The 22,700-nt window shown below is 33.5% G+C and carries 20 protein-coding genes; 8 read left to right on the forward strand and 12 right to left on the reverse strand.

Features of this window, described 5'->3' with window-relative positions:
* A partial coding sequence (locus Cyrtocomes_RS01490; protein WP_322497445.1) for a hypothetical protein occupies positions 1–1,744 on the forward strand: 1,744 nt, incomplete at its 5' end.
* Between the two features lie 59 nt (positions 1,745–1,803).
* Here Cyrtocomes_RS01490 and Cyrtocomes_RS01495 read toward each other — a convergent pair.
* On the reverse strand, positions 1,804–2,169 hold the full coding sequence (locus tag Cyrtocomes_RS01495) for a VOC family protein (RefSeq protein ID WP_322497446.1): 366 nt from the start codon (positions 2,167–2,169) through the stop codon (positions 1,804–1,806).
* Positions 2,170–3,361: 1,192 nt separating this feature from the next.
* Here Cyrtocomes_RS01495 and Cyrtocomes_RS01500 point away from each other — a divergent pair.
* The 4 genes from Cyrtocomes_RS01500 to pssA all read left to right on the forward strand — a co-directional run bounded on the left by Cyrtocomes_RS01500 (position 3,362) and on the right by pssA (position 7,234).
* Complete coding sequence (locus tag Cyrtocomes_RS01500) at positions 3,362–3,709, forward strand: hypothetical protein (protein ID WP_322497447.1); 348 nt, start codon at positions 3,362–3,364, stop codon at positions 3,707–3,709.
* Positions 3,710–4,002: 293 nt separating this feature from the next.
* A complete protein-coding gene (locus tag Cyrtocomes_RS01505; protein WP_322497448.1) occupies positions 4,003–4,986 on the forward strand; it encodes a ribonucleotide-diphosphate reductase subunit beta in 984 nt (327 codons plus the stop codon).
* Between the two features lie 9 nt (positions 4,987–4,995).
* Complete coding sequence (gene murJ, locus Cyrtocomes_RS01510; protein WP_322497449.1) at positions 4,996–6,513, forward strand: murein biosynthesis integral membrane protein MurJ; 1,518 nt, start codon at positions 4,996–4,998, stop codon at positions 6,511–6,513.
* Positions 6,494–7,234, forward strand: a complete 741-nt coding sequence (gene pssA, locus Cyrtocomes_RS01515; protein ID WP_322497450.1) for a CDP-diacylglycerol--serine O-phosphatidyltransferase — start codon at positions 6,494–6,496, stop codon at positions 7,232–7,234. Before murJ ends, pssA begins: the two co-directional genes overlap by 20 nt.
* Before the next feature lie 551 nt (positions 7,235–7,785).
* Here pssA and Cyrtocomes_RS01520 read toward each other — a convergent pair.
* Entirely contained in the window at positions 7,786–8,646 is an 861-nt protein-coding gene (locus Cyrtocomes_RS01520) for a hypothetical protein (protein WP_322497451.1), read from the reverse strand.
* Positions 8,647–8,663: 17 nt separating this feature from the next.
* Here Cyrtocomes_RS01520 and Cyrtocomes_RS01525 point away from each other — a divergent pair, with 17 nt between their 5' ends.
* Positions 8,664–9,200: an inner membrane-spanning protein YciB gene (locus Cyrtocomes_RS01525; protein WP_322497452.1), complete on the forward strand. Its 537-nt coding sequence runs from the start codon at positions 8,664–8,666 to the stop codon at positions 9,198–9,200.
* Between the two features lie 322 nt (positions 9,201–9,522).
* Here the strand turns inward: Cyrtocomes_RS01525 and rimM are convergent, their stop codons facing one another.
* From rimM to dnaX, 4 genes are all read right to left on the reverse strand, one after another.
* Positions 9,523–10,044, reverse strand: coding sequence for a ribosome maturation factor RimM (gene rimM, locus Cyrtocomes_RS01530; RefSeq protein ID WP_322497453.1), 522 nt, complete (start codon positions 10,042–10,044; stop codon positions 9,523–9,525).
* A gap of 14 nt (positions 10,045–10,058) precedes the next feature.
* On the reverse strand, positions 10,059–11,240 hold the full coding sequence (nhaA, locus tag Cyrtocomes_RS01535; protein WP_322497454.1) for a Na+/H+ antiporter NhaA: 1,182 nt from the start codon (positions 11,238–11,240) through the stop codon (positions 10,059–10,061).
* Positions 11,241–11,360: 120 nt separating this feature from the next.
* The gene (locus Cyrtocomes_RS01540; protein WP_322497455.1) at positions 11,361–11,672 is read right to left on the reverse strand and encodes a YbaB/EbfC family nucleoid-associated protein; all 312 of its coding nucleotides are present in this window, start codon (positions 11,670–11,672) and stop codon (positions 11,361–11,363) included.
* Between the two features lie 97 nt (positions 11,673–11,769).
* Positions 11,770–13,290 (reverse strand): DNA polymerase III subunit gamma/tau, encoded by a 1,521-nt coding sequence (dnaX, locus tag Cyrtocomes_RS01545; RefSeq protein WP_322497456.1) that lies wholly within the window; start codon positions 13,288–13,290, stop codon positions 11,770–11,772.
* Positions 13,291–13,389: 99 nt separating this feature from the next.
* Between dnaX and dprA the strand changes: the two genes are divergently transcribed.
* A complete protein-coding gene (gene dprA / locus Cyrtocomes_RS01550; RefSeq protein WP_322497457.1) occupies positions 13,390–14,508 on the forward strand; it encodes a DNA-processing protein DprA in 1,119 nt (372 codons plus the stop codon).
* A gap of 643 nt (positions 14,509–15,151) precedes the next feature.
* On the forward strand, positions 15,152–15,421 hold the full coding sequence (locus tag Cyrtocomes_RS01555; RefSeq protein WP_322497458.1) for a BolA/IbaG family iron-sulfur metabolism protein: 270 nt from the start codon (positions 15,152–15,154) through the stop codon (positions 15,419–15,421).
* A gap of 19 nt (positions 15,422–15,440) precedes the next feature.
* Here Cyrtocomes_RS01555 and Cyrtocomes_RS01560 read toward each other — a convergent pair whose 3' ends face one another.
* From Cyrtocomes_RS01560 to Cyrtocomes_RS01585, 6 genes are all read right to left on the reverse strand, one after another.
* On the reverse strand, positions 15,441–17,246 hold the full coding sequence (locus Cyrtocomes_RS01560) for an ICP22 family protein (protein ID WP_322497459.1): 1,806 nt from the start codon (positions 17,244–17,246) through the stop codon (positions 15,441–15,443).
* 392 nt (positions 17,247–17,638) lie between these two features.
* Positions 17,639–18,625, reverse strand: a complete 987-nt coding sequence (locus tag Cyrtocomes_RS01565) for a hypothetical protein (protein ID WP_322497460.1) — start codon at positions 18,623–18,625, stop codon at positions 17,639–17,641.
* On the reverse strand, positions 18,615–20,540 hold the full coding sequence (locus Cyrtocomes_RS01570; RefSeq protein WP_322497461.1) for a LysM domain-containing protein: 1,926 nt from the start codon (positions 20,538–20,540) through the stop codon (positions 18,615–18,617). The genes Cyrtocomes_RS01565 and Cyrtocomes_RS01570 overlap by 11 nt, the downstream gene beginning before the upstream one ends.
* 349 nt (positions 20,541–20,889) lie before the next feature.
* Complete coding sequence (locus Cyrtocomes_RS01575; protein WP_322497462.1) at positions 20,890–21,156, reverse strand: DUF2312 domain-containing protein; 267 nt, start codon at positions 21,154–21,156, stop codon at positions 20,890–20,892.
* Positions 21,149–22,210, reverse strand: a complete 1,062-nt coding sequence (locus Cyrtocomes_RS01580) for an AI-2E family transporter (RefSeq protein ID WP_322497463.1) — start codon at positions 22,208–22,210, stop codon at positions 21,149–21,151. The genes Cyrtocomes_RS01575 and Cyrtocomes_RS01580 overlap by 8 nt, the downstream gene beginning before the upstream one ends.
* A 1-nt stretch (position 22,211) precedes the next feature.
* A complete protein-coding gene (locus Cyrtocomes_RS01585; protein WP_322497464.1) occupies positions 22,212–22,589 on the reverse strand; it encodes a hypothetical protein in 378 nt (125 codons plus the stop codon).
* Positions 22,590–22,700: the final 111 nt, after the last annotated feature.

The following is a 22,700-nucleotide window of genomic DNA, read 5'->3' on the forward strand; positions in this document are numbered from 1 at the left end:
GAAACAACCTTTTATCCATCTAAATACCATATTTATCGCCTCCAATATAATATTGCATCTTTTCCATTATTTGGCAAAACCTTTGTTAACAGTGCCTAAGGGTATCGCACTGAAGGTGGGGGGTGCTGCATATGGCGCTGTGAAGAGCAGGATGGGTGATTCTACAGATGATAGTAGTAAAGATAGTGTGCGCGATCAGAGAGGTGCTGATTTAATTAGTAGTGGTGCAAGAGATAATAGCGTAAGTGATAATGTGAAATTGGATATAAATGTAAACGGAAAAGTTATAAAAGCGGACAATGAGGTTAAAATTAATGTGAATGGGGATAAAATTAGTGTCAACGGAGAAGAGTTAAAAGGTAAGGAGCTTGAGCTAAATATAAAAGATAATAGGGATAATGCACCTAATATAGCAGAAATGACAGTGAAAATTAGTGCGCTAGTTGATGGGGGTGTCAAGATAAACGGTAAGGACTTTAAGGCTGATGAGCTAAGAGTTAGCTTTAATGAAGGTAAAATAAAGGTTAATGGGCAAGAAATAGATAATGCTGCTGCTGATGATAATAAAGGTAGTATAGAGAAAGGTGGTGCTGCTGATAAAGGTTCTGACAGCGCTGAAGATAGGGCTATAAGCGCTGAAGATAGAGCTATAAAAGATTTAACGGGTGAGGGAAGGGATTTAAAAATAGTAGACAATTTAAGTAATGTTGAATTAATAAATAATCCAGATGATAAAGATGCCCTAAACGGATCTGGTGATAAATCAGGGATTAAGAGGGGTAATGAAGATGATCTTGAGGGTTTGCATGAAAGTGGTGATAAGCTAAAATTAGACGGTGATATTCTTGAAAAGAATGAATTAAAAGAATCTAGAGATGATGTATCCGCTGCTACAGATTCTATAGTACCAGTAGTGGGGCTTGGTGGAGGTATGATGGTTGGTGATTTGCCTGATCATACTGAGGGTGATAAAGATAGCAAGGGCTCTACTGCTGATAAACTGATGCAAGAGGATGTGGCAGAGGTGAAAGAAAAGTATGAGGAGATAGAGAGGATAAGTGAAGAAATCAATGAGGCAAAGAATGAGGCAAATGGTATTCAGGAGAATGCACAGGATTCTTTAGAATTTAATGAAAGTAGGCAGATAGATGATTCAGTGGATAACCAAGATAATAGATCAGGTGGTGCGGAGAGTGAGAAAGCATCTGATAAGCTCCATGAGATGCAAGAGGATGTGGCAGAGGTGAAAGAAAAGTATGAGGAGATAGAGAGGATAAGTGAAGAAATCAATGAGGCAAAGAATGAGGCAAATGGTATTCAGGAGAATGCACAGGATTCTTTAGAATTTAATGAAAGTAGGCAGATAGATGATTCAGTGGATAACCAAGATAATAGATCAGGTGGTGCGGAGAGTGAGAAAGCATCTGATAAGCTCCATGAGATGCAAGAGGATGTGGCAGAGGTGAAAGAAAAGTATGAGGAGATAGAGAGGATAAGTGGGTCAATTGATGGTGAAGATGCTGGGTTAAGTAGAAATATAGAGGGTGGTATTTTAGTATCAGAGGGTCTTGTAGATGATAATAATATTGAAGATAGCGATGTATCTGAATCCAGCAAAGATAATGGGACGGTAGAGGGTAATGAAGGTGGTGAGGAAGAGGTGAAAATAGATGATAAGGATGATAATCTTGAAGAAGAGCTAGATAAAACGCATGAGGGAGTAGCTGATGATAAAAAGACTTAAGAAAGTTTTTAGTCAAAAATAGGCATAAAGCTGTAGCCCATTGTTAGTAATATATTTCCTTAATTTGTATGTAGCGCTATCTTATTCCCTTCAGAGTCTAGAACAATTGCCCTATAGCCCCATGGTCCAATCTGTTCCTTTTCCACTAAAACTTTACCTCCTTGCTTAGTTACATTTTCTAGAGCATCATCCAATCTACCATCAACAGAAAAATACAATAAAATACCATCATTTGATGGGCGCATCTCTGATGTTTCGACTAGGCAGCCGGTCACGCCACCATCTTTGCATGGAATGACAGCAAAAACGAAATCATCATATTTTGTGACCTCTATTTCCTCTCCCAGCACGTTGGAATAAAACTTGATTGCCCTATTTAGACTTATGACTGGAAGATCGAACCAGCAAACGGTATTCGCTTTCATAATATGTAGATTTCTTTATAATTCGGGTTCTTTACAACTCGGGTTCATTTTGAGGCAAAGACAGACACTAATCAAATAGATAATATATTTAATTCGATGCTGAAAGAGAGCATACTTGATTCTAATATACTAGATCGTCAAAATTGTGTTTTTATATAGCTCTTTATACTTGTTGAGTTTTTATGAAAGATCGTAAATTTAATTTGTGTTGGTTTTTCTGATTCATCTAGCTCTTTAGAGACTGGTATAGAGATTAATGTGAGTTCTAGGAAAGAAGAAGTAAAGGTAATCTTGATCTATGTAGCTGGATAAAATGATGTAATTTTTTAAGTTTATGAAGTTCCTATATCTAACAGATGTTGATCTACTTGAGAAGATAGGTGATTTGCATGGTGGTTTTTTGTAAAAAGTTGCGCTATTTGTCGAGAATCTGAAATGGTAATAAACTTTATTGATTGGTTTGATGCTAATGCATATAGCTCAAGCTAGGCCATAGCCCTTGGCAATTGGTATCAATTTCCTTTTCATAATCATGACAATTCACAAAAAGTATGGATTTTAAACTAAAGGGCTTGAAGGTTTTGGAATATATGTAAATTAATTTTGATGGTTATTTGCCTTTAGTGCTAACATTATGCGATATAGTCTCATATAATTAGTTAAAGGAAATACTTTAGCTGCTGATATTTAAGTATTACCTGACTTGATGAATCTCGTTACTCTCACAAATCTAGACTGTATATGATCACCTTTAGATCAAAAAACATATCATTTCTGTTAGTTTAACTTCAATTACTATACAATAGAACCAGTGATTTTATACTGCTGCTATTCAATAACAAAGTGTACATATAGTGATTTAAGTTGAATCAGCATAAGTTGTAATATATTATCTATCTACGCTATCTCAAATAAAATAGTTATATATTAAACATACACTTTATTAGCAATGTCTAAACATATATCGAATATGTTATAGCAAACTTATATAAAGAGTTATACACTATGTATAAGTGAGGGTAGCTTGATATAGGCATATAAATTTATAGTAAAATTAATACAGTTATCATAAGTTTATACCTCGTTGTCTATTGCTGCGATTTATAGCTACACTTAATATAAGTTAGCTATTTTATAGGTTGTACTTATCATTTACTCTCTGTGTTGATGTAACTAGTAATTTATTTAAAGTATGAAAAGAATTTTTGCTCTTTCTATCTGTGCAATTGTAGTTTCCGGGTGTTTTAGCAGTACTATTGTTATACCTGAAAGCGATGGTAAATATAAGCTTGTGTCAGCATCCAGTAGACGGTCTGATGCTCTTTCTGATGGTGTAAAGGAGGCTGGTAAGTATTGTAAGAAGAGGAAGCTTGATGTGAGTATACTGAGCTCTGAAGTGCAGTACAAAGGCGGTATGGATCCAACCACCAAACAAGCCCTTGCATCAGTCACATCTTCTCTTGCAAGAGCTACAGGCTCATTCCAAACAGTAGATACATCTGAGGATTATGAAGCCACAATAATATTTACATGTAAATAAGGCGTTATATAGCACTAATTTGTTCAAATGCTTGGGAAAATGTCAAGTTACGTAGCTTTGGTTTGCAAAGAATAGTAAATTGGCTAGATATTAGGACTTGGTGCTAGCATAAAAAGTTTAGATAAATTGGTAATATTCTGATATATGCTTGATTTGCATTCAATCGATCTAGATTGAGAATATTATGCGGGATGTATAAGTGAAGAAATATGAGATTTAAATTGAAACTATAATGATTCATATGTAACATCCCGCTCTAATTTTATATTAGAAATTATTTCATTTAATCTGCTATGTCATTATTAGAGCCTAGGGCATTCTATAAGCCTTTTCAGTATCCATTTGCATATGATGCTTGGCAAATGCAGCAGCGGATCCATTGGATGCCTGAAGAGGTATCTATGGCAGATGATGTTAGAGATTGGAAGTACTCTTTAAGTGAATCAGAGCGTCATCTACTTACGCAGATTTTCAGATTTTTTACTCAAGCTGATATAGAGGTTAGTAACTGCTATATGCAGAATTACGGTAAAATTTTTAAGCCAAAAGAGGTTCAGATGATGCTTGCTGCATTTTCAAATATAGAAACTATACATATAGCTGCGTATGCACATCTACTAGATACGGTCGGTATGCCAGAAGTTGAATATCAGGCCTTTCTCAAATATGAGCAAATGAAAAATAAGTATGATTATTTGCAGCAATTCAACGTGGATACAAAGCTTGATATAGCAAAAACTCTTGCTGTATTTGGCGCGTTCACAGAAGGGCTTCAGCTATTTGGGTCTTTTGCAATGTTAATGAATTTTCAGAGATTCGGCAAGATGAAGGGTATGGGCCAAATAGTTGCATGGTCTGTTAGGGATGAAACCCTCCATACAGATTCCATAACACATTTGTTTAGAATTTTTATCAACGAAAATCCAGAAGTATGGTCAGATGAGCTAATAGCCTTCTTATATAATGCATGTAGAAAAATTGTTGAATTAGAAGATGCATTTATAGACCTTGCATTTGAGTTTGGTGGCGCTATAGAAGGCATAACAGCATTGGATGTGAAGTTATATATAAGGTTTATTGCTAATAGGAGGCTAAAGCAACTTGGCCTTAGTAGCATTTTTGATATAAAGAAAAATCCTCTCCCATGGATGGATGAGATTTTAAATTCACCGGAGCATGCAAATTTTTTCGAAGCAAGATCAACAGAATATGCTAGAGCTGCAACTAAAGGTAACTGGGATCAGGCTTTTGAGTATCATAAGAATGCTAACACATAATTTTAATCAATGGAAAATGCTATAAAATCTAACGATGCTAAATTTATAAAAAGTACGCTGCTTGTTGCCGTTGCTACTCTGTGTTCTAGAATAGCTGGTTATATAAGGGATGCGTTTTTTGCATTTTATTTTGGTACTGGGTCTGTTGGTGAGGCTTTTATTGCCTCATTCAGATTTATGAATTTGTTCAGGGTAATGCTGGGAGAAGGGGGGTTTAGCTCTGCTTTTGTACCAATTTTTTCTAAAAAATTTAAAAGTAATATTAGCAATGCGATTTCTTTGTCTTCAAATATTCAATCGATACTTTTATTAACAACAATTACCCTGGTAAGTCTCTCTCTTTTTTTTATAGAAGATTTAGTAAAATTCTTAACGCCAGGGTTTGTTGATGATCAATGTAAATTCTTACTTACAATAAGCCTTTCCAAAATTATCTTCATTTATGCTGTTTTTATCTGCTTATCTGCATTTTATGGCAGTATGCTAAATAGCATAGGCTCATTTTTACCTTTTTCTATTACGCCAATAATACTTAATGTATCGCTAATACTATCTTTGTATTTTCTTAATACAGAAAGTAAGGCTCATGATGCGGCGTATGGCGTTTTAATTTCTGGATTAATAGAGTTATCGCTTTTGATATACTTTATGAATAAAAATATGATCCTACCTAAAATTCAATTACCTAGAATAAATGATGAGGCAAAAAAAGTTATATCGAAAGCTTTTAATTGCATTATTAGCGCTGGAATAAATCAAATTAATATATGGGTAAATGTGATGTTTGCATCTAGTATCTCAGGTGCGCTTTCATATATTTATTACACAGACAGATTGATCCAACTTCCACTTGCAATAATTGGGACTTCTGCCGCAACTGTTTTATTACCGCTTTTATCTACACAAAAGGATAAGTCTAATAATATTGCAATAAATTTTGTCTTATTTTTCATTATACCATCATGTTTTGCTTTATTTACATTTTCTGATGAGATAGTGAGAATATTGCTAGAGAGGGGTAAATTTGATAGCCAATCCACATATAATACTGCAACTTTAACGCATGTTATGTCTATTGCCTTACCAGCTTATGCATTAATAAAAATATTCAACAACTCATTTTATTCGATGGGGGATACAAAGACCCCTATGCTTATTTCTATAATAACTGCGCTAATAAATGCTTTTTCTGCCTATTTTGGGATTAAGCTATTCGGTTATCTTGGAATTGGAATTGCTACAGTAATTTCTTCTTGGTGTAATTTGTTACTTTTATCATATACATTAAGAAAATATAATATTAATTTAATCAAAGGCTTGGGGATAAAGATTTTATTATATATCACTTGTGCCTTTTTTATGACCGTTCTATCAAAATTCCTCATGAAAACATTTTTATATTATGGTATGATGGTTTCCACTTTATCCTCTTTTTTTATTGGCGGTGTGTTTTATATAGCATCGACTGTATTTTTATTGAAAATCTTGAAAAATTTTGTAAAAAAAAATGAATCAACAAAAAAGTAGCATAACATTAGCTAGTCTTATACCAAATATAGTTACACTTTTTGCATTATGCCTTGGATCAACTGCGATTAGGTATAGCCTTGATTTAAAATTCGAAACAGCTGTCTCGTTGATAGTTATTGCCGCAATAATAGATGGTCTTGATGGTCGTATAGCAAGATTTTTGAATTTATCTAGTAATTTTGGTGCGCAACTGGACTCTTTGGCAGATTTGGTTAATTTCGGCATAGCTCCAGGTATAGCGATATATATATGGTCTTTATCTAAAATACCTTATAGAGGGATAGGATGGGCTATAGTTTTGTTTTATATAGTTTGCTCTGCATTTAGGCTTGCTAGGTTTAATGCGGGGGCAGTAGGTATTCATAAGGAAAAAAGTGGGCCAAATATGTTAGCAACGTTTGAAGGTGTGCCAATGCCAGTTGCGGCAGTGCTTTCTATGATGCCAATGATGGTATCATTTATAAATCATGATATTGCAATTTATAGTAATGCTATTGCAGTTTATGTGGTAATTATAGCTATACTTATGGTGAGCAGTATGCCAACCCCGTCTATTAAAAATATAACAATTAATCGTAATAATTTGCCTATATCTATTGCATTGTTGGGCGCTTTCATAACTGCTGCGTTGCTGGAGCCTTGGATAGTCTTGCCAACTATAGGGGCATTATATTTAATAGCGCTCCCATTTTTTGCACATTATAGTAGAAAAAAGTAGTCATAAAAATTGGTATACTTCCTGATAGGGGCTCGAGGGCCTACGCTTGGGGATTATTTCCTTGGAGGAGCTAAAAGTTTGGAGGGGGTTTTTGGAAAATGGCTAATCTAAACAAACGAGTCCTCTATAGTCATGTTTGCATCTTCATTGAACTTATTTTCGAAAGAGTATCAAGATAATTCCATGGTATGAATAGCTGCGATATGATTGAATTTGAGCTCAAATCTCTTTTGCTTATGTATATATTTATCAGCGCGTATTAAATGCAAATGATATTTGCATTTAATACGCTTATGTCATTATATGGATTGTCGTGCGTTCTGCTTTTAAATTACTATATTTGATGCTTACTGTATCTATAAATTTTTATTGTATAGCGAAGTCAGTATAAAACGTCATATAAAATAGGAGTTAAGAAGCTAGAGCAATTATTGCGCCATTTTATACTATCTTAGCTATACAATAACTCAAATTACTATATAGCCGTGTTATTTGAGGTAGATTGGGGTAATATCGCCTATATTACAGCTTATGCAGCTTAAATCACTATACTATTCCCCCTTATGCTTAACACCAATATCCAATGCACATTTCTTAAATGTGCTCAGATCCTTCTTCCACCAAGAATCTAAAAAATTCAAAATAGCAAAGGTTATATACTCATCATCGACCCCAGAATCTTTTAAAATTTTATCACGGCAATCTAGATTATGCATTTCGTTATGATTATTACCTATAAGTCTAACTTTTATACTTATTAGACTGTCTGTTTTTTTTACTATTGTAATAGCTAGGTCTTCAAATCCATATTTTTTTAATATAGGTAAAAAATCTTCATATTTTGCATTAAGAAAATTTATCCCTCGTAATTTTATTAAATCTTCTAAATCCGGTTTTAAAAAAGCTGGTTTTATTAGACCAAAATTTTCAACTGAATTACCACTCCAAATATAGGAAGGGGTTTCTTCATCTAATACTGATATAATTAAAAGAGAATCGTAATTCTTATCAAAATATATAAAACCATGGTTTAGCAAAAATGGCTTTACGTTCTTTTTGTTAAATGTAAAACAAACTGAAGCACCATAACTTGTTGAAGTTTCCCTTTGTGAAGTTATATTAAAAGAACTTACCATTGTTTTATAATCAAAATCTTCAAGAAGTTTAGTTGTATCAAAATCACTTAAGACAGAGACTTTTCTTAAAAATTTCTCAAAACATTCCCTAGATAGCTTTTGCATAACGTTTTTCTTGGAGTCTTCTAAGTTTCCAAGAAAAGATTCATACGTACTACTGCATACAGTAAAAACATCAGTATCTGCTGAAAAAGCATTGCTGCTAATAATATGGTTGCAAGCTAATAGAAATAATAGTATTGCACTAATGGTTCTTATCATCAACTTTTCACTCAAATATTTTGCTTATTAATATGAAGTATATTGAAATCTTATCTTTAGCAATATTTGCGTTTACGTATTATTTTTTTGGGCTAATAAAAGCTTCGTTGGTTTTATCTATTACTTCTCTATTAACGCTACCATATCTCTTAAGGCGAAGATCAAAAGGTGATAAGGAAAATGATTTTCAGATATTATCCTCTATATTAGTGATCATCATGGGGATGTTAACTGCAATAACCGGTAATAGCTCCATTATAAAGATGAAGCCATCCATATTATATTCTTCGCTTGCTTTTTTTATATATATATTATCGCTTAAGGAAATATATCTTATTAAAAAAATATTTGAAAGGATTCTGCTATTAGAGGATGTTACATGGAAAAAGCTTTCTACGGTCTTTTCATATTTTTTTATTTTTCTTGCGATACTTAATGAAATAGTTTGGAGAAATTTTGAAGATTCTGATTGGGTTTCATTCAAGATCATTTTTTGTCCTTTGGCTACTTTTATGTTTTTTGCAAGTATCTTTTATGTATATAGAAAAAATTTAATAAATAAGAAGTAAGAGGTGGTAATGATGAATTCTTATTAAAGTATTCGCTGCCTTTCTAGTTATTAGAGAATTATGGTGTGTGTTATTGTATTTTTTATATTAAGACAGCTTTGAAGTTAGTGCTAGGTCGAAATCTCTACTGTATTTGTAGTTTATTGTTTGAATTTTTAAATCCTGAATTCTGAGATAACTTGATTGGTATATGTATAGCTGTTTTATTTGAGATAGATACCTATGCTAATTCAGCTTAAATCATTATACTTAACAAAATTAAAGCACTAAAGTTATTTAGTGTAAATTTTTTTTTAGCTCAAACATTAACATGCAGCACTTTTTATATATCTTTTAGATCCATTATATTTTTATGTGCATATAGTGCTTTATTCTCTAAGCTAATGCTTATTATGAAATTTGCATGAAATGGACAATAAAAGCTGTTACCATTATCATTAATTAATAGCAAATCCCCAGCTCCAAAGTTTTGTATATCTTCCACGTATCCTAGCGTATTCTCATTCAGCAATACCTTACAACCAAGTAGTTGTGAATGGTAAAATTCATCAGAATTTGTAATGGCTTGAAATTTCGAAGTTTGTGCAGATAGCTCCATACCAACCAAATTTTCTACCTCTTCTCTTGATGTTATGCCCTCTATCTTGCATATGGAAAATTTATCTTTTTGAAATAAAAATTCTATTTTAAAAGGGTCTCCAGAATCTGAATATAGGGGGGAAAGCTTGGATATAGATTCAGGAGGAATAGCAAAATTTATCAACTTAGCAAGCCCCTTAACTCCAAATGGAGAATGTATTTTTGCTATTATTTCTATTTCATTTTGAGAATTATTACTATTCATTATCCTGGTTATTTTTAAACAGAGCTTTTGCGAGTACCTGTTATAGATATTATAATTGCACCTATAATTAGAGAGGCAAGTGAGCCGAGCATGATCCCAAGCTTTATTTCATTTAGATATGTGGTATTATGAGCGAATGCCAGTAATGCGATAAATAGACTCATAGTAAAACCTATGCCGCAGACTACAGATGTACCATAAAACTGTGCATATGTACTATGCTCTGGTAGCTTAGCTTTCCCCATCTTTATTAAGATATAGCAAGCAGAAAAAATACCAATCTGTTTACCAAAAAACAAACCCAGACCAGTTCCCAGTACTATAGGATGTAGCAAATCTCCTAATGAAAAATTGCTCAAAGATAAGCCACTATTTACAAAGGCAAAGAGTGGAAGTATTACGTAATAATTCAATGGCCCAAGTCCTCTTTCAAGATCCGCCATTACTTCGGTACCAGTTTTTGATCTTATTGGTATAAGCATTCCTAGCACGGCCCCTGCAACTGTGGCATGTATTCCGGATTGTAGGAAAAAAGACCACATGAAGCCTCCTATAACTAGATATACAAATTTTGAAGAAACATCTCTTCTATTTAAGTAAAAGAGCAAGGCGATACATATAGAAATATAAAATAGGTACTCTATATTTATAGATTCATTATAGAAGATTGCTATTATTAATACTGAAACCAAATCATCTATTATTGCAAGTGCGGTTAAAAATACTCTAAGTGAAGTAGGTATTCCCTTTCCAAAAATTCCCATTACACCTATTGCAAATGCTATATCTGTAGCCGCTGGTGTGGCCCATGCTTTCAGGGCTGTATCATTATGTATATTAAAAACGCAATATATAAGGACAGGCACTACTATCCCCCCAAACGCCCCAACAATAGGTAATATTCTTTGTGCTGGTGATGAAAGGCGCCCTTCAACAATCTCCCTTTTTATCTCCATACCTACAATTAGGAAGAAGAATGCCATCAATAGCTCGTTTACCCAATTAGCCATTGACATTCCAACAGAATAATCTGCAAATATTAACTTTAAATCGGAAGATATATAGTGTTGATACAGCTCTGAGTATTTTGAATTCGCTGTAAATATACCAAGAGCTGCTGCTATAAAGAGTAGCCAGCCATTTTCTATAGCGGAATGTATAAGAATACCAAAATTCTTAACTTTTATAGCTATCATCTATCTCAGAAACAAAAACAACAACACATGTGTTTTACATAAAACATGTATATTATCCATAAAATACCACATTATGCCATAATATAGATAATTAAATAAATTTAATTGATCCCTGCGTTATTATTGAAACATATTTTTTAATAAGTCTGGCGGTAATCCTATTTCTGTAATTTTTTCTGTAAAGGCATTATCAGATTTCTTTTTTGCATCTTGAATAGCGGCAACTATTAAATCTTCTAGCACTTCAATTTTTTCTGTGGCAAAAGATTCTTTATCTATTTTTATGCTTTTTATAAGCCCTTTAGCATCCATAGTAACCCTTACAGCGCCAGCGCCTGCTTCACCAATTACTTCTGTATCATCTAATTCTTCTTGTATTTGCTTAATTTTTTTCTGTACATCTTGCGCCTGTTGTAGCATCTCCTCAAGCATATCAGCAATGAAAAATATTAAATATCATTAATTTTGATATCAGCAATTTTTGATCCAGTAAAGCTATTTAAAATCTTTTGCACCAAGGCGCTTTTTTCTATTTCACTTTTTTTTTTATTTTTTCTTCATTTAGAACCTCATGAACGCTTCTTGCTAAGTTATTGTATTCACTAATTTCTATATTAAGACCGGTTAATTTTGTTAAAACATTTTGCAAAGATTCTATACTTGCAGAAGTAACTTCATTTCTATCATATGATATCAGAAGCCTGGATGTGCTAAGATCCATTATATAGATTTTATGATAAAATACATTATACAGGTTTAGTTCCTTATTGGCATATAATAACTCTAATATATCACCTATACAGGTTATAGTTGAGCTTTTAATACGTTGTTGTTCTGCTTCAACTGTATGATTTTGTGTATGAGTTTTTGTACATATTTTTGTAGTTTTAGGTATATTGCTTTCCTCATGTTGTTCTAGCATATCTTGTGGGGTTATTTTTTCATTTAAATAACAAAGTTTTATTATTAGCATTTCTAATGCTTGAAGTTGTGATGGGGAATACCTCATATCTTCAAACCCTTTCATTAAAACCTGCCAACTTCTTAAAATAAATGTAAAATCAATATTTTTGAGTGTATCGGAATTTGCTCGTATAATTTCTTCAAAGTCAAAATTCTCTTTATTTAGTAAGAATTGAGAGGCGCAATGCACAAAATTTGTAAGTAATGAAAGAACTGTAATGGGAGGCATGCCGCCATTGCAGCAGGATTCCACATTATTTATTGCAGATTCTACATCACCCTTACTAATCGAAGAAAAAATTTCCCAAATAAGCTCTAGGTTATGGAAATATAACATATGAGATACAACACTTGTAGTTACATTCATATTTCCTAGTATTATTGCTTGATCTAAAATGGAAAGAGCGTCCCTAGCCGAGCCTTGTGCTGATCTTGCTATAATTTTTAATGCAAGATCATCTGAGCTACAACCTTCCATTTGTAGGATATGCCTGCAATATTGCTGTAAAACATCAATTGGCACAAAACCTAAAAATAACTTGAAGCATCTAGAAAGTATAGTTTTTGGAATTTTATTATACTCAGTAGTTGCTAAAATAAATTTAATATGGACCGGTGGCTCTTCTATAATCTTAAGCAGTGCATTAAACGCGCTGGTTGAGAGCATATGTACCTCATCTATTATATAAACCTTATATTTTGAATCTACTGGTCTATATAAAGAGTTATCTATAATTACCCTAACATCAGTTACACTAGTATTACTGGCGGCATCAATTTCTATAACGTCCTGATTTCTTGCTTCTGATATAGAGATACAGCTTCTACAAGTATTGCATGGCTCGCTTTCACCTTCTTTTCTATTAAGGCAGTTTATAGATTTGGCAAGTATTCTTGCCATTGTTGTTTTTCCAACTCCTCTTGTACCTGTAAATAATATAGAATGGTGCACTCTATTTGTTCTTATAGCGCTCTTTAAAAGCTCTACTATAGGATCCTGCCCTATTATATCAGAAAAGAGTTTAGGCCTATATTTTCTTGCAATTGGTACATAAGGTTTAATATCTTGATCTTCAAATAATTGCATAAAACTTGTGTATATATTTTAACTTTTTTCAAATAAAATGTTGTGTGATGATAGCCAGTGAGGTACTTATTGCAAGATTACATTTTAATTTAAAGTTCTTTGGATAATACATTTGACAAAGAAATATTAGATTGGTTACGGCTGATTAGGTCTCCTAGAGTTGGTCCTAGGATGTTTTTTAACCTACTTTCTATATTTGGAAGTCCTAAAAATGCTCTTAGTGAGCTTTCAAATTTAGCTAAGGCTGCTGGTGGCTCTAATAAGCCATGTTCGATTTCTGAGGCAGAAAAAGAAATTATAGAGTGCCAAAATTTTGGTGCTCAGATACTTATCTCTTCAATGCCTAATTATTCAAAATTACTAAAAGAAATTCCTGATTTTCCGCCGCTTCTGATAGTAAAAGGTAATATTGATTTTTTAAATAAAAGAAGTATCGCTATAGTTGGATCGAGAAATGCATCGATATCAGGAACTGTAAATGCACAAAAATTTAGTGATGAGATATCTAGGGCAGGGTACGTAATAGTTTCAGGAATGGCAAGGGGCATAGATACAGCTGCTCATAAAGCTGCGCTTGAGAATGGAACCATAGGGATAATAGCAGGTGGTATAGATAATATATACCCTAAGGAAAATAGGGCGTTGTATGAAAAAATGTATACAAAAGGTCTTATAGTTACTGAGTATAAGATTGGGAGCGCCCCTCTACCAAATAACTTTCCTAGAAGGAATAGGATTATATCTGGGATTTCTATTGCGACCGTCATTATAGAGGCTTCATTAAAATCTGGGGCCATGATTACTGCAAATAGTGCCGTAGAGCAGGGTAGGGATGTTTTTGCTGTACCAAATTCTCCAGGGTCTTTAAATACAGGTGCAAATTTATTGATAAAAAAAGGAGCTAGCTTAGTTGAAAGCGGTTATGACGTACTTTCTGAACTTTCATATAATACAAGATTTCAAAAAGATTTATTTAGCAGTGATGTTTTTAATGAATTTAAAATGAGTAACACATCTATACCTAGCGATTATGAATTAATTTCTGTTAGGAAAAAGCTCTTGCCTAAACTATCATATTCACCAGTCTCCGTTGGGCAAATATCAAGTGTATTAGGGGAAGACATAGTAGTGGTGAATTATGTATTGCTGGAGCTTGAATTGGCTGGGAAGATAGAGAGGCTATATAACGGTAATGTTGTACTATCATCTAAAGAATGAAATTAATAAAGCAAGTATTTCTAAAAGAGATGTTTATCAAATTAAGTAAATAGAGAAATTACAGGAGTTGATATGCTGGTTAACTAATTAACTAGCTATTATATCAGAAATCGCTCCTCTTATTTATACCTGTGATATAACTCTAAAAGACAGCATAAAAGTATCGCGCTAGCTTAAAAAATAGCATTCATGTATTTTAAGCAATAGAATACATGAAATTATTCTGCGATTTCTATGATTTTTGTGAATGGTTTTAACCTTTATACAAACAGGTTTTAATACGAGGCATAAAAAGATAGATGGTGCTTTTCAGAAATTAATAACAATACTTGCATCTGGCAGATATTATTACCAGTACTTATATAGCTAAATCGCCATAAAGGAGTGACATAGCTAACTTTGAAAATACTTTAGTTATCATTGAGTTAAGTCTAGCAAAATGACTCATTATATAATTATTTCATATAGCTTTAGTTATAGAAATAATTTACCACTCACAGCAATTCATCGGTTATAGCAGAACCCCTATTAAAGACCTAAATGCAGTTAACTTATATTGTATATATTGTTTATTAGGTAATGGTTCTTATTCTTAGAAGAATGTATCATTTATTTGTTGTCACTAATGTATAGTCTTTCACTTATGGCAAGCTCAAAAGAGTCTTTAGAATATATATATAAGATCTCAAAGCTAATCTTGGATAGCTTGCACTACACAGGCATATCAATAAAGGATCTTTCGCATCTGCATAGGGGGCATGCTGGGGTTGAGGAGCTGAGCCATATAACACATATAGAGATTTCATTGAAAGGCGGGGAAGAAAAAACTGAGATAGAAAAACACAGAGAGATTTATAAATTACTAGGGCCTCACATGGATGCAGGGTTACATTCTGTATCTATAATTAGCTAAAACACTATTTTTTAGTTATTCACCCGCATATAGCTAGAGGGTCTGTTGGGGCCTCCGAGAACTCCAATTCTGAACTGTTTTTTGAAATTTCTGAAGGGTTTTGATCTTGGTTTGTTAATAGTTGTGGAGCCTCTTGAGCCTCTTCAGCTTTTTTCAACATATCTAATAGCGTACATATGGGTGCATCCTTATCTAAGCTATTTTTAGTTATAATATCATTGAGCATATCAAAAATAGAGCCATTCATAAAATTTTCAGCTAACAAAACAACATCATTACCTTTTCGAATACTTTCCATTTGAGTATCCTTGTAAGGATGTAAAGCAGGGTCTTTTTCTCTCCTCATAGAAGATGTATCGCCTACTGGCTTAAGATAATCAATTATGTGATTTATAAAATTCCATATAGTAGCTGTACCACGTGGCTCTAACTTGAAAAAAAGCTTTGGTTTTGGATCCGTTACTTGAGCAAATAATACATGCTGAAACCCATGTGGTAGGTTAATTTTTACATCAATACCATGCTGCCCAATCTTATCATAATGGCTTGATGCCCTATCATAAACACATTCGATACCTTGAAGTGCTTTGAACAAATGCCCATCTTTATCATCAATTGAAAAAGAGCCTCTAGAAAATATATTTTTTAAGGCCTCTCTATTGAACTCTTGAAAGTAAGCATCTGCATAAAAAGCCCAAGAAATACAAGCTAACCCATGTAAATTAAGCTTCTGATCTGCACGAAACTCACCACTAAATATTTCTTTCAATAAATTATAACCAGTTGTAACTTCTGGTAAGTGACTTTTTAAAAAGTCATTTAGATTTTGTATTAGTATCTTATTTTTTACAGATTTTAAATCTTGTGTAATCACAAGATTTAAAGGTTGCGGCTCCCCTTCTTGTGCGCTTTGGTAACTTTCACTACCTTCAGATTCATCCGCAGATTGTGGCTCCCCTTCTTGTGCGCTTTGGTAACTTTCACTACCTTCAGATTCATCCGCAGATTGTGGCTCCGCTCCTTGTAAGCTTTCATCATCTTCAGATTGTGACCCCCCTTTATTTTCAGATTGCGGCTCCCCTTCTTGTAAGCTTATTTCGTCATCCTCCCTTTCAGCTTGTGGTTCCGCTCCTTGTGAGGTTATGCCGTCTTCATTTTCAGGTTTCGGCTCCACTACTTGTGCGCTTTTGTCATCTTCATTTTTAAACTCATCCGCAGCTTGTGGCTCCGCTCCTTGTGAGGTTATGCCGTCTTCATTTTCAGATTGCGGCTCCCCTTCTTGTAAGCTTATTTCGTCATCCTCCCTTTCAGCTTGTGGTTCCGCTCCTTGTGAGGTTATGCCGTCTTCATTTTCAGGTTTCGGCTCCACTACTTGTGCGCTTTTGTCATCTTCATTTTTAAACTCATCCGCAGCTTGTGGCTCCGCTCCTTGTGAGGTTATGCCGTCTTCATTTTCAGATTGCGGCTCCCCTTCTTGTAAGCTTATTTCGTCATCCTCCCTTTCAGCTTGTGGTTCCGCTCCTTGTGAGGTTATGCCGTCTTCATTTTCAGGTTTCGGCTCCACTACTTGTGCGCTTTTGTAACTGCCACTACTTGTAGAATCATCATCATCAGCCAACATATTATTTTTTGATTCAATATCTTGAGCAGCTTTATGCGCTTCGGATATAAGGTCACGATGTATAAAATTATATATTGGATGACGAAAAAAAGCCCCGATACCACAGAGCCAGCCCCAAATATTAGAGAAAAACCCCGCAAAACTCCACCAGCTTATTGGAGCGTGAGAGTCCTCAGAAATACTATTAGGTGTATTATTTTGCATTTAAAATTCATAAATACAATCATTATGCGAGATTATAATGAATAACGTTGAACGCATCAACTGAACCTAGGGTATATAACACGGATATTCATAGATATTTCTATGAATAGATGAATAATATCGCCAAAAATTAGATTTTAAGGGTGATAGATAACATGCTTGGCATAAGTATAGTGATTTAAGTTGAATTAAGCTGAATTAAGCTGTAATATATTATCTATCACCTCAAATAAAATAGCTATAATAGATGCGGAATCTATAAAAAATAGAGAGAGGTATTAGATTGCGAATGTAATTATATAGAATTGCATACAATTTTTGATATAAGCTCAAATAAATAGAGAATTTACATCCTTAAGAACTGATATTGTTATGGGCAACTAAGCAATTCTTCAATTTAAGGATTGGTTTTGGCACGCTGCTCGTACATTATCCAGATTTTTTTTGCATTTTTGATAATAATCAAAGCTAGTACTCATCTCATAGCTTTCAGTCTGGGAGAGATTTGTTGCTTGAGATAAGTAAAACTCCCATACAACAAACCTCGCCATAAGCTCCTTATAAAATGGGCTCAAGCATAGCTCTTTATCATAGCGGAATGCGAGATCAACATCCAATAATGTTATTTTTAAAGTTGTTGCAACGTACTTTTCTCTTTGCAATATAGATTTTGCGATGAAGTTATTTTCATCTTCTATCAAGCTGAAAAACTCATCTATTTCCTTTTCATATTCTAAGAGAACTTTTATTATCTTTTGTAACTTATCTGCGTATCTTGGAATGCCCGATGCTTCCTGATTGGCATTTTTCATTAAAATTCTAAAACAATGTGCCGCTTGAAGGAATTTGAACCTAGTTTCAATCATATTACTATGGCTTTTGTGATACTTAATGGATTTTAGCCATGCCTTGAGCTCATCATATTTATGATACTGATCATAAATACCATGCCTAAAATAAGGGCGAAACTTAACATCCCATTCCACCATATCTACTAAACAATCATCTTTTGGTACTACTTCTTTTATATGTTGCAGGTCTTTTTGAGCAACATTCCCAAGGTATTGAAATAAAAAATTATCCTCTGTAAGGCCAATATCCAGTAACAGGCCTTGGAATTCAGTACAATGCATTACCCTATAATACCTTAGCATAACTGAGTATGGAGAACGAAACTCTTTCCAACGCTGAGTTGAAGTCACCATTTCATCAATAGATATATATATATAAAGGATTAATGCTACCTTTAGAAGCAGTTTGGTAACTATAAGCTTTGGGTATAAATAATCTTTATAAACGCTCTGCTCAAAAAAAGTCCCATCAAAAAGAGGCTTATATGCTTTAGCTATCCAAGCAATTAGTGATTTTTTAGGTTTCATGTGTTATAATTTGAAAACCTACATCATAAGCATTTAATAGTGAAGAGCCGTTGAAGTAGTGTATATGAGCGGCCCCCACTACTTGATTTCCTTCGTACTGTTCCTGTAGTTTAATTCTACTATCAAGATCAATAGATTTTATACCAGCATCTTTTAAAGAGATGAGCTCATTTTTTTCTGAGATACCATCCATATTCTTATCTTCCCAGATAATAAATTTCTCAAATTCGTGATCATTTTTATCTATGAACCCATCATTATTAGTATCAAAATACTTCAAGCCTTCAAAATCTGTTTGAGCACTTTCTAGCCACTGCGTGAATACTATCTCTTTACTTTCATTAATTTTCCCATCTTGATTATAATCAAAGCACAATAAGCCCATACCACGGCCTATCCAGCCAGTATTATCTAAAATACCATCACCTGTAAGATCAAAAAATGCATTTCCAGGGCCAATAAGCTTAAGACCATTACCTTTTAAATCTATTACTATAGGAAAATGGAAGACAAAAAAGACACCGATCCGTAAAGCGCCTCCAACAATAGTAAGAAAAAGGCCTGGGCCCCCATCTTCTGCTCTACCCTGTGGGTAATATTGAGCCTCGCCATGATCACCATATCTAACATATTCATTCTGATCAGGCTTATATTGTTTATTTGTGTTATCTTTATATTCTTCTTGTTTTTTTTGCGATTCTTCTTGGCTTTTTTGTGATCCTTGGTGAGCTGTAAATTCTTTCTGGGCTGTAGATTCGTTAGTTGAGGCACTGCTATATGCTCCAACTGGAATATTAACTATTGTACCAAGTCGGAGCGGGATAAAGTGCCCATCTACATAAATGCCCTGTGCTAAATGTTCGTTGCTCTTCATAGTGGTGAGCTCATTAATTGGTATATTATATTTAGTGGCAATATCCATTAATGTTTCACCAGACTGCAGTGTATATCGAATCCCGGAACTAGGGTTAATTATAGTGTGACCATCAAGAAAAACCCCTTTATTATCTAATGTTTTAAAAAGAGGCCTATGAATTTCAGGTTGATATGAAAAATGATTAATATAACCCGTGAAGGAGTGCTTTAAATCTAATTTTTGAAAGGTATTACGGATCGCATGCGGGCTCATATCAATTATTATTTCATTGAATTGGGTTACACGCTCTTTGTTATACCAAAAATCCTTAACCCAAGAATCTTTATTATTATTACCTAATAAGATTGGCATAAAAAAATTCTCATTCAGCTGTGACTTAGTTTCTTTAACGCTATCTAAAATCTTTTCCCTTGAGTTTGCAGTTCGTACGTCACTAAATTGACTGCCTTTGTTGGTTTGGTCTGTATTTTTTGTTGTGTGTTCATCGTTTTTCGGATCAGCTTTTTTCAGATCATCTGTTTCTACATCACTTTTTTTCAGACCATCTTTTTTCAGTATATCAGCCATCATAGACCTAACATGTTCTTTCAATGACTTGTCTCCAATATTTATATTTTCATAAGTGAAAGAAACTGAAATTGCGCCTACTATTGCACCCGGTATACCACCACCAATTGACAAAGTGGCTGCCCCCGCAGCCAGGCCTCCAATATGTGATAAAATTTGGCCCACAACCACTTGGCTTATCACGATCCAATGATCCTTAATACCGGCATCCCCATATTTCTCCCTTTCTTCTTTAAGATACATACCATAATCTATAGAAATACCAATAGATTGAATTTTAATTCCATGTATGGCACCAACATTTGGGTACCCTGCATATTCAAAAACTTTTTTGAGATATGACTCTGTGGATTCTAAAATAGTATCCTTTGTGAAATCAAAGATCATCTCTCCTTTGAGAGATTCATTTGTTTTGATTACTTCTGGCATTATTCTTAATATAAAAATTACATTTTTTATAACCTTTATCACGAACCAAAAGTTAAGATCCAAGCACTCAACTTAGGGGGTTCAAATGAAAATCTAAAGCAGCACCTAATTTTATCCACTTCTCAATTTCAAAATTTTACAGTCACCACTCTAGAAAGGTAGCGCGAATATTGCACTAATGAATTATAATATCAATATGCCCCGCAAAATAATCTAAAAATATAAATAAAATATGAATAAGGGCTATAACTGCTCTGTTAAATCTAGCTGAATATTAAGGATTTTATTAATAAAATTGGGTTGTATGATTCATAACCAGGTCAGTAAAATTTGCCTGTTTCAAAATCAACACAACCCATTTCTTAGGTCTTTATTTTTGTCTGTGAATTATTTATGCATCTAGATCATTTTCCATGCCCAGTGCCCTTTTGTATACCTCAAGTAATGTTTCTTGTTCTTGTATATCATGCTTATCTGACGCCCTAATCTTTATTATTTGCCTCATAATTTTTATATCAAATCCTTCAGATTTTGCAGCCGCATAAGCATCTCTTATATGTTGCGAAATTTCAGATTTCTCCAGCTCTAAGCGCTCTATTTTTTCTATATACTGCCTAAGAAGTGAGCCAGAGACCCCATCCACTACTATATCACTCATCACTATTATTATTTTTATAAAACAGGCTCCTTTTATAACGCAAAATAGCAAATTTCAATACTACAGAGATAGAACCTGCTGCTGGAATTGCAAATAACATACCAAATAACCCAAAAAATCTACCAGAAACAAGTAACACAAATAATACTATAAGTGGATGTACGCCGACTTTGCTGCCAACTATTTTGGGGGTTATAACTAAATTTTCTAATATATTACTTAGCGTAAGACCAAATATTAAAAAGTATATTTTTGAATCAATATCAATTTGTATTATATAGGCACAACAACTAAGCGATGTTGTTATAAGGGTGCCAATATAGGGTATAAAAACCATTGTTCCAGATATAACACCTAAACCAAGGGCATATTCCATATTTAATGAAAGAAAAAGCAAATAGTGGTATATTCCAACTATTAAGGCTACGATAGATTGACCAATAAAAAAGCCATTAAGGACCCCCCTAATTTCATTTAATATTCTCCTAAAAGGAGTTATCCATCTTCTTGGCACTAACCCCTTTATGAATTTCGCAAATTCATCCCAATCTCTAAGTAAATAAAAGCAGACTATTGGCGCTATTATTAATATAAAAGCTAGATTAATAATCATCATTCCAGATTGAAGCATACTGAATATGATATTATTCAAAAAGAAAAATATCTTCTCAGATATAGTAGCTGCAAGTGCTTGTATTTGTGTTGAAATTGATGGAAAAGATTCATATATCCATGAAAAAGTATCTTCTATAAGAGTACGGTAGTGCTTCTCATAAAATACCAATTTATTGGCTAATGACCTAATTTGAAATACTACAACTGGCCATATCAAGATTGAAAGTACAATTAAAGAGCCAAAAAAGGCAATGGTAATAATCAGGCTAGATATTGCTCTATTTACATTTAGTTTTTTGCATAAAATATCAGAGCTAGGTTTAAGTGCATATGCAACAATAAAACCAATAAAAAATGGCAAAGCAGCTGCGGCACTCTGATATAAGAAAAATGCCAAAACTATTACTATTAAAAAAAAGGCTATATTCTTTATATACATATTATCTTAATGTAGATGTTGCATATTTAACTTTTATACCACGCTCACCTAACCATATAGATATGGTGCCATATTTTGATATTTCATCAACCCCTATATTCTTTAGAGAATTCTTACAGCAAAATCCACCTTTTCCAATATTAATAAACAATGCACTTGGTATTTTGCAAAGCAATGCAAAATCACACTTTTTAGTAGTTAATATTATTCTAGTATTTTTATTACCAATAACACAGCAATTCCTATTACAAATCCCTTTATCTGGAAGTGTTTTTGTATTATCCGCACCAAGGTGAGAATTCCATACCTTTTGTTTATACCTAGATTTGGCTCTAGATGAATAGCATAATGTTTTCTCCTCACAACGAACTGCAAACATATCTTCTGATACTAGGCACTGTTAACAAAGGTTTTGCCAAATAATGGAAAAGATGCAATATTATATTGGAGGCGATAAATATGGTATTTAGATGGATAAAAGGTTGTTTCC

Origin of the sequence: Candidatus Cyrtobacter comes (genome assembly GCF_034470605.1) — a bacterium.
Taxonomy (GTDB): Bacteria; Pseudomonadota; Alphaproteobacteria; order Rickettsiales; family Midichloriaceae; genus Cyrtobacter; species Cyrtobacter comes.

What these genes read in the sequence shown, in the direction of transcription:
- murJ (WP_322497449.1), top strand. Translation starts at nt 4,996, where the DNA reads ATGGAAAATGCTATAAAATCTAACGATGCTAAATTTATAAAAAGTACG.
- Cyrtocomes_RS01565 (WP_322497460.1), bottom strand. Translation starts at nt 18,625, where the DNA reads ATGAAACCTAAAAAATCACTAATTGCTTGGATAGCTAAAGCATATAAG.
- pssA (WP_322497450.1), top strand. Translation starts at nt 6,494, where the DNA reads ATGAATCAACAAAAAAGTAGCATAACATTAGCTAGTCTTATACCAAAT.
- Cyrtocomes_RS01525 (WP_322497452.1), top strand. Translation starts at nt 8,664, where the DNA reads ATGAAGTATATTGAAATCTTATCTTTAGCAATATTTGCGTTTACGTAT.
- Cyrtocomes_RS01580 (WP_322497463.1), bottom strand. Translation starts at nt 22,210, where the DNA reads ATGTATATAAAGAATATAGCCTTTTTTTTAATAGTAATAGTTTTGGCA.
- Cyrtocomes_RS01495 (WP_322497446.1), bottom strand. Translation starts at nt 2,169, where the DNA reads ATGAAAGCGAATACCGTTTGCTGGTTCGATCTTCCAGTCATAAGTCTA.
- Cyrtocomes_RS01540 (WP_322497455.1), bottom strand. Translation starts at nt 11,672, where the DNA reads ATGCTTGAGGAGATGCTACAACAGGCGCAAGATGTACAGAAAAAAATT.
- Cyrtocomes_RS01505 (WP_322497448.1), top strand. Translation starts at nt 4,003, where the DNA reads ATGTCATTATTAGAGCCTAGGGCATTCTATAAGCCTTTTCAGTATCCA.
- rimM (WP_322497453.1), bottom strand. Translation starts at nt 10,044, where the DNA reads ATGAATAGTAATAATTCTCAAAATGAAATAGAAATAATAGCAAAAATA.
- nhaA (WP_322497454.1), bottom strand. Translation starts at nt 11,240, where the DNA reads ATGATAGCTATAAAAGTTAAGAATTTTGGTATTCTTATACATTCCGCT.
- Cyrtocomes_RS01575 (WP_322497462.1), bottom strand. Translation starts at nt 21,156, where the DNA reads ATGAGTGATATAGTAGTGGATGGGGTCTCTGGCTCACTTCTTAGGCAG.
- Cyrtocomes_RS01500 (WP_322497447.1), top strand. Translation starts at nt 3,362, where the DNA reads ATGAAAAGAATTTTTGCTCTTTCTATCTGTGCAATTGTAGTTTCCGGG.
- Cyrtocomes_RS01555 (WP_322497458.1), top strand. Translation starts at nt 15,152, where the DNA reads ATGGCAAGCTCAAAAGAGTCTTTAGAATATATATATAAGATCTCAAAG.
- Cyrtocomes_RS01560 (WP_322497459.1), bottom strand. Translation starts at nt 17,246, where the DNA reads ATGCAAAATAATACACCTAATAGTATTTCTGAGGACTCTCACGCTCCA.
- Cyrtocomes_RS01585 (WP_322497464.1), bottom strand. Translation starts at nt 22,589, where the DNA reads ATGTTTGCAGTTCGTTGTGAGGAGAAAACATTATGCTATTCATCTAGA.
- dnaX (WP_322497456.1), bottom strand. Translation starts at nt 13,290, where the DNA reads ATGCAATTATTTGAAGATCAAGATATTAAACCTTATGTACCAATTGCA.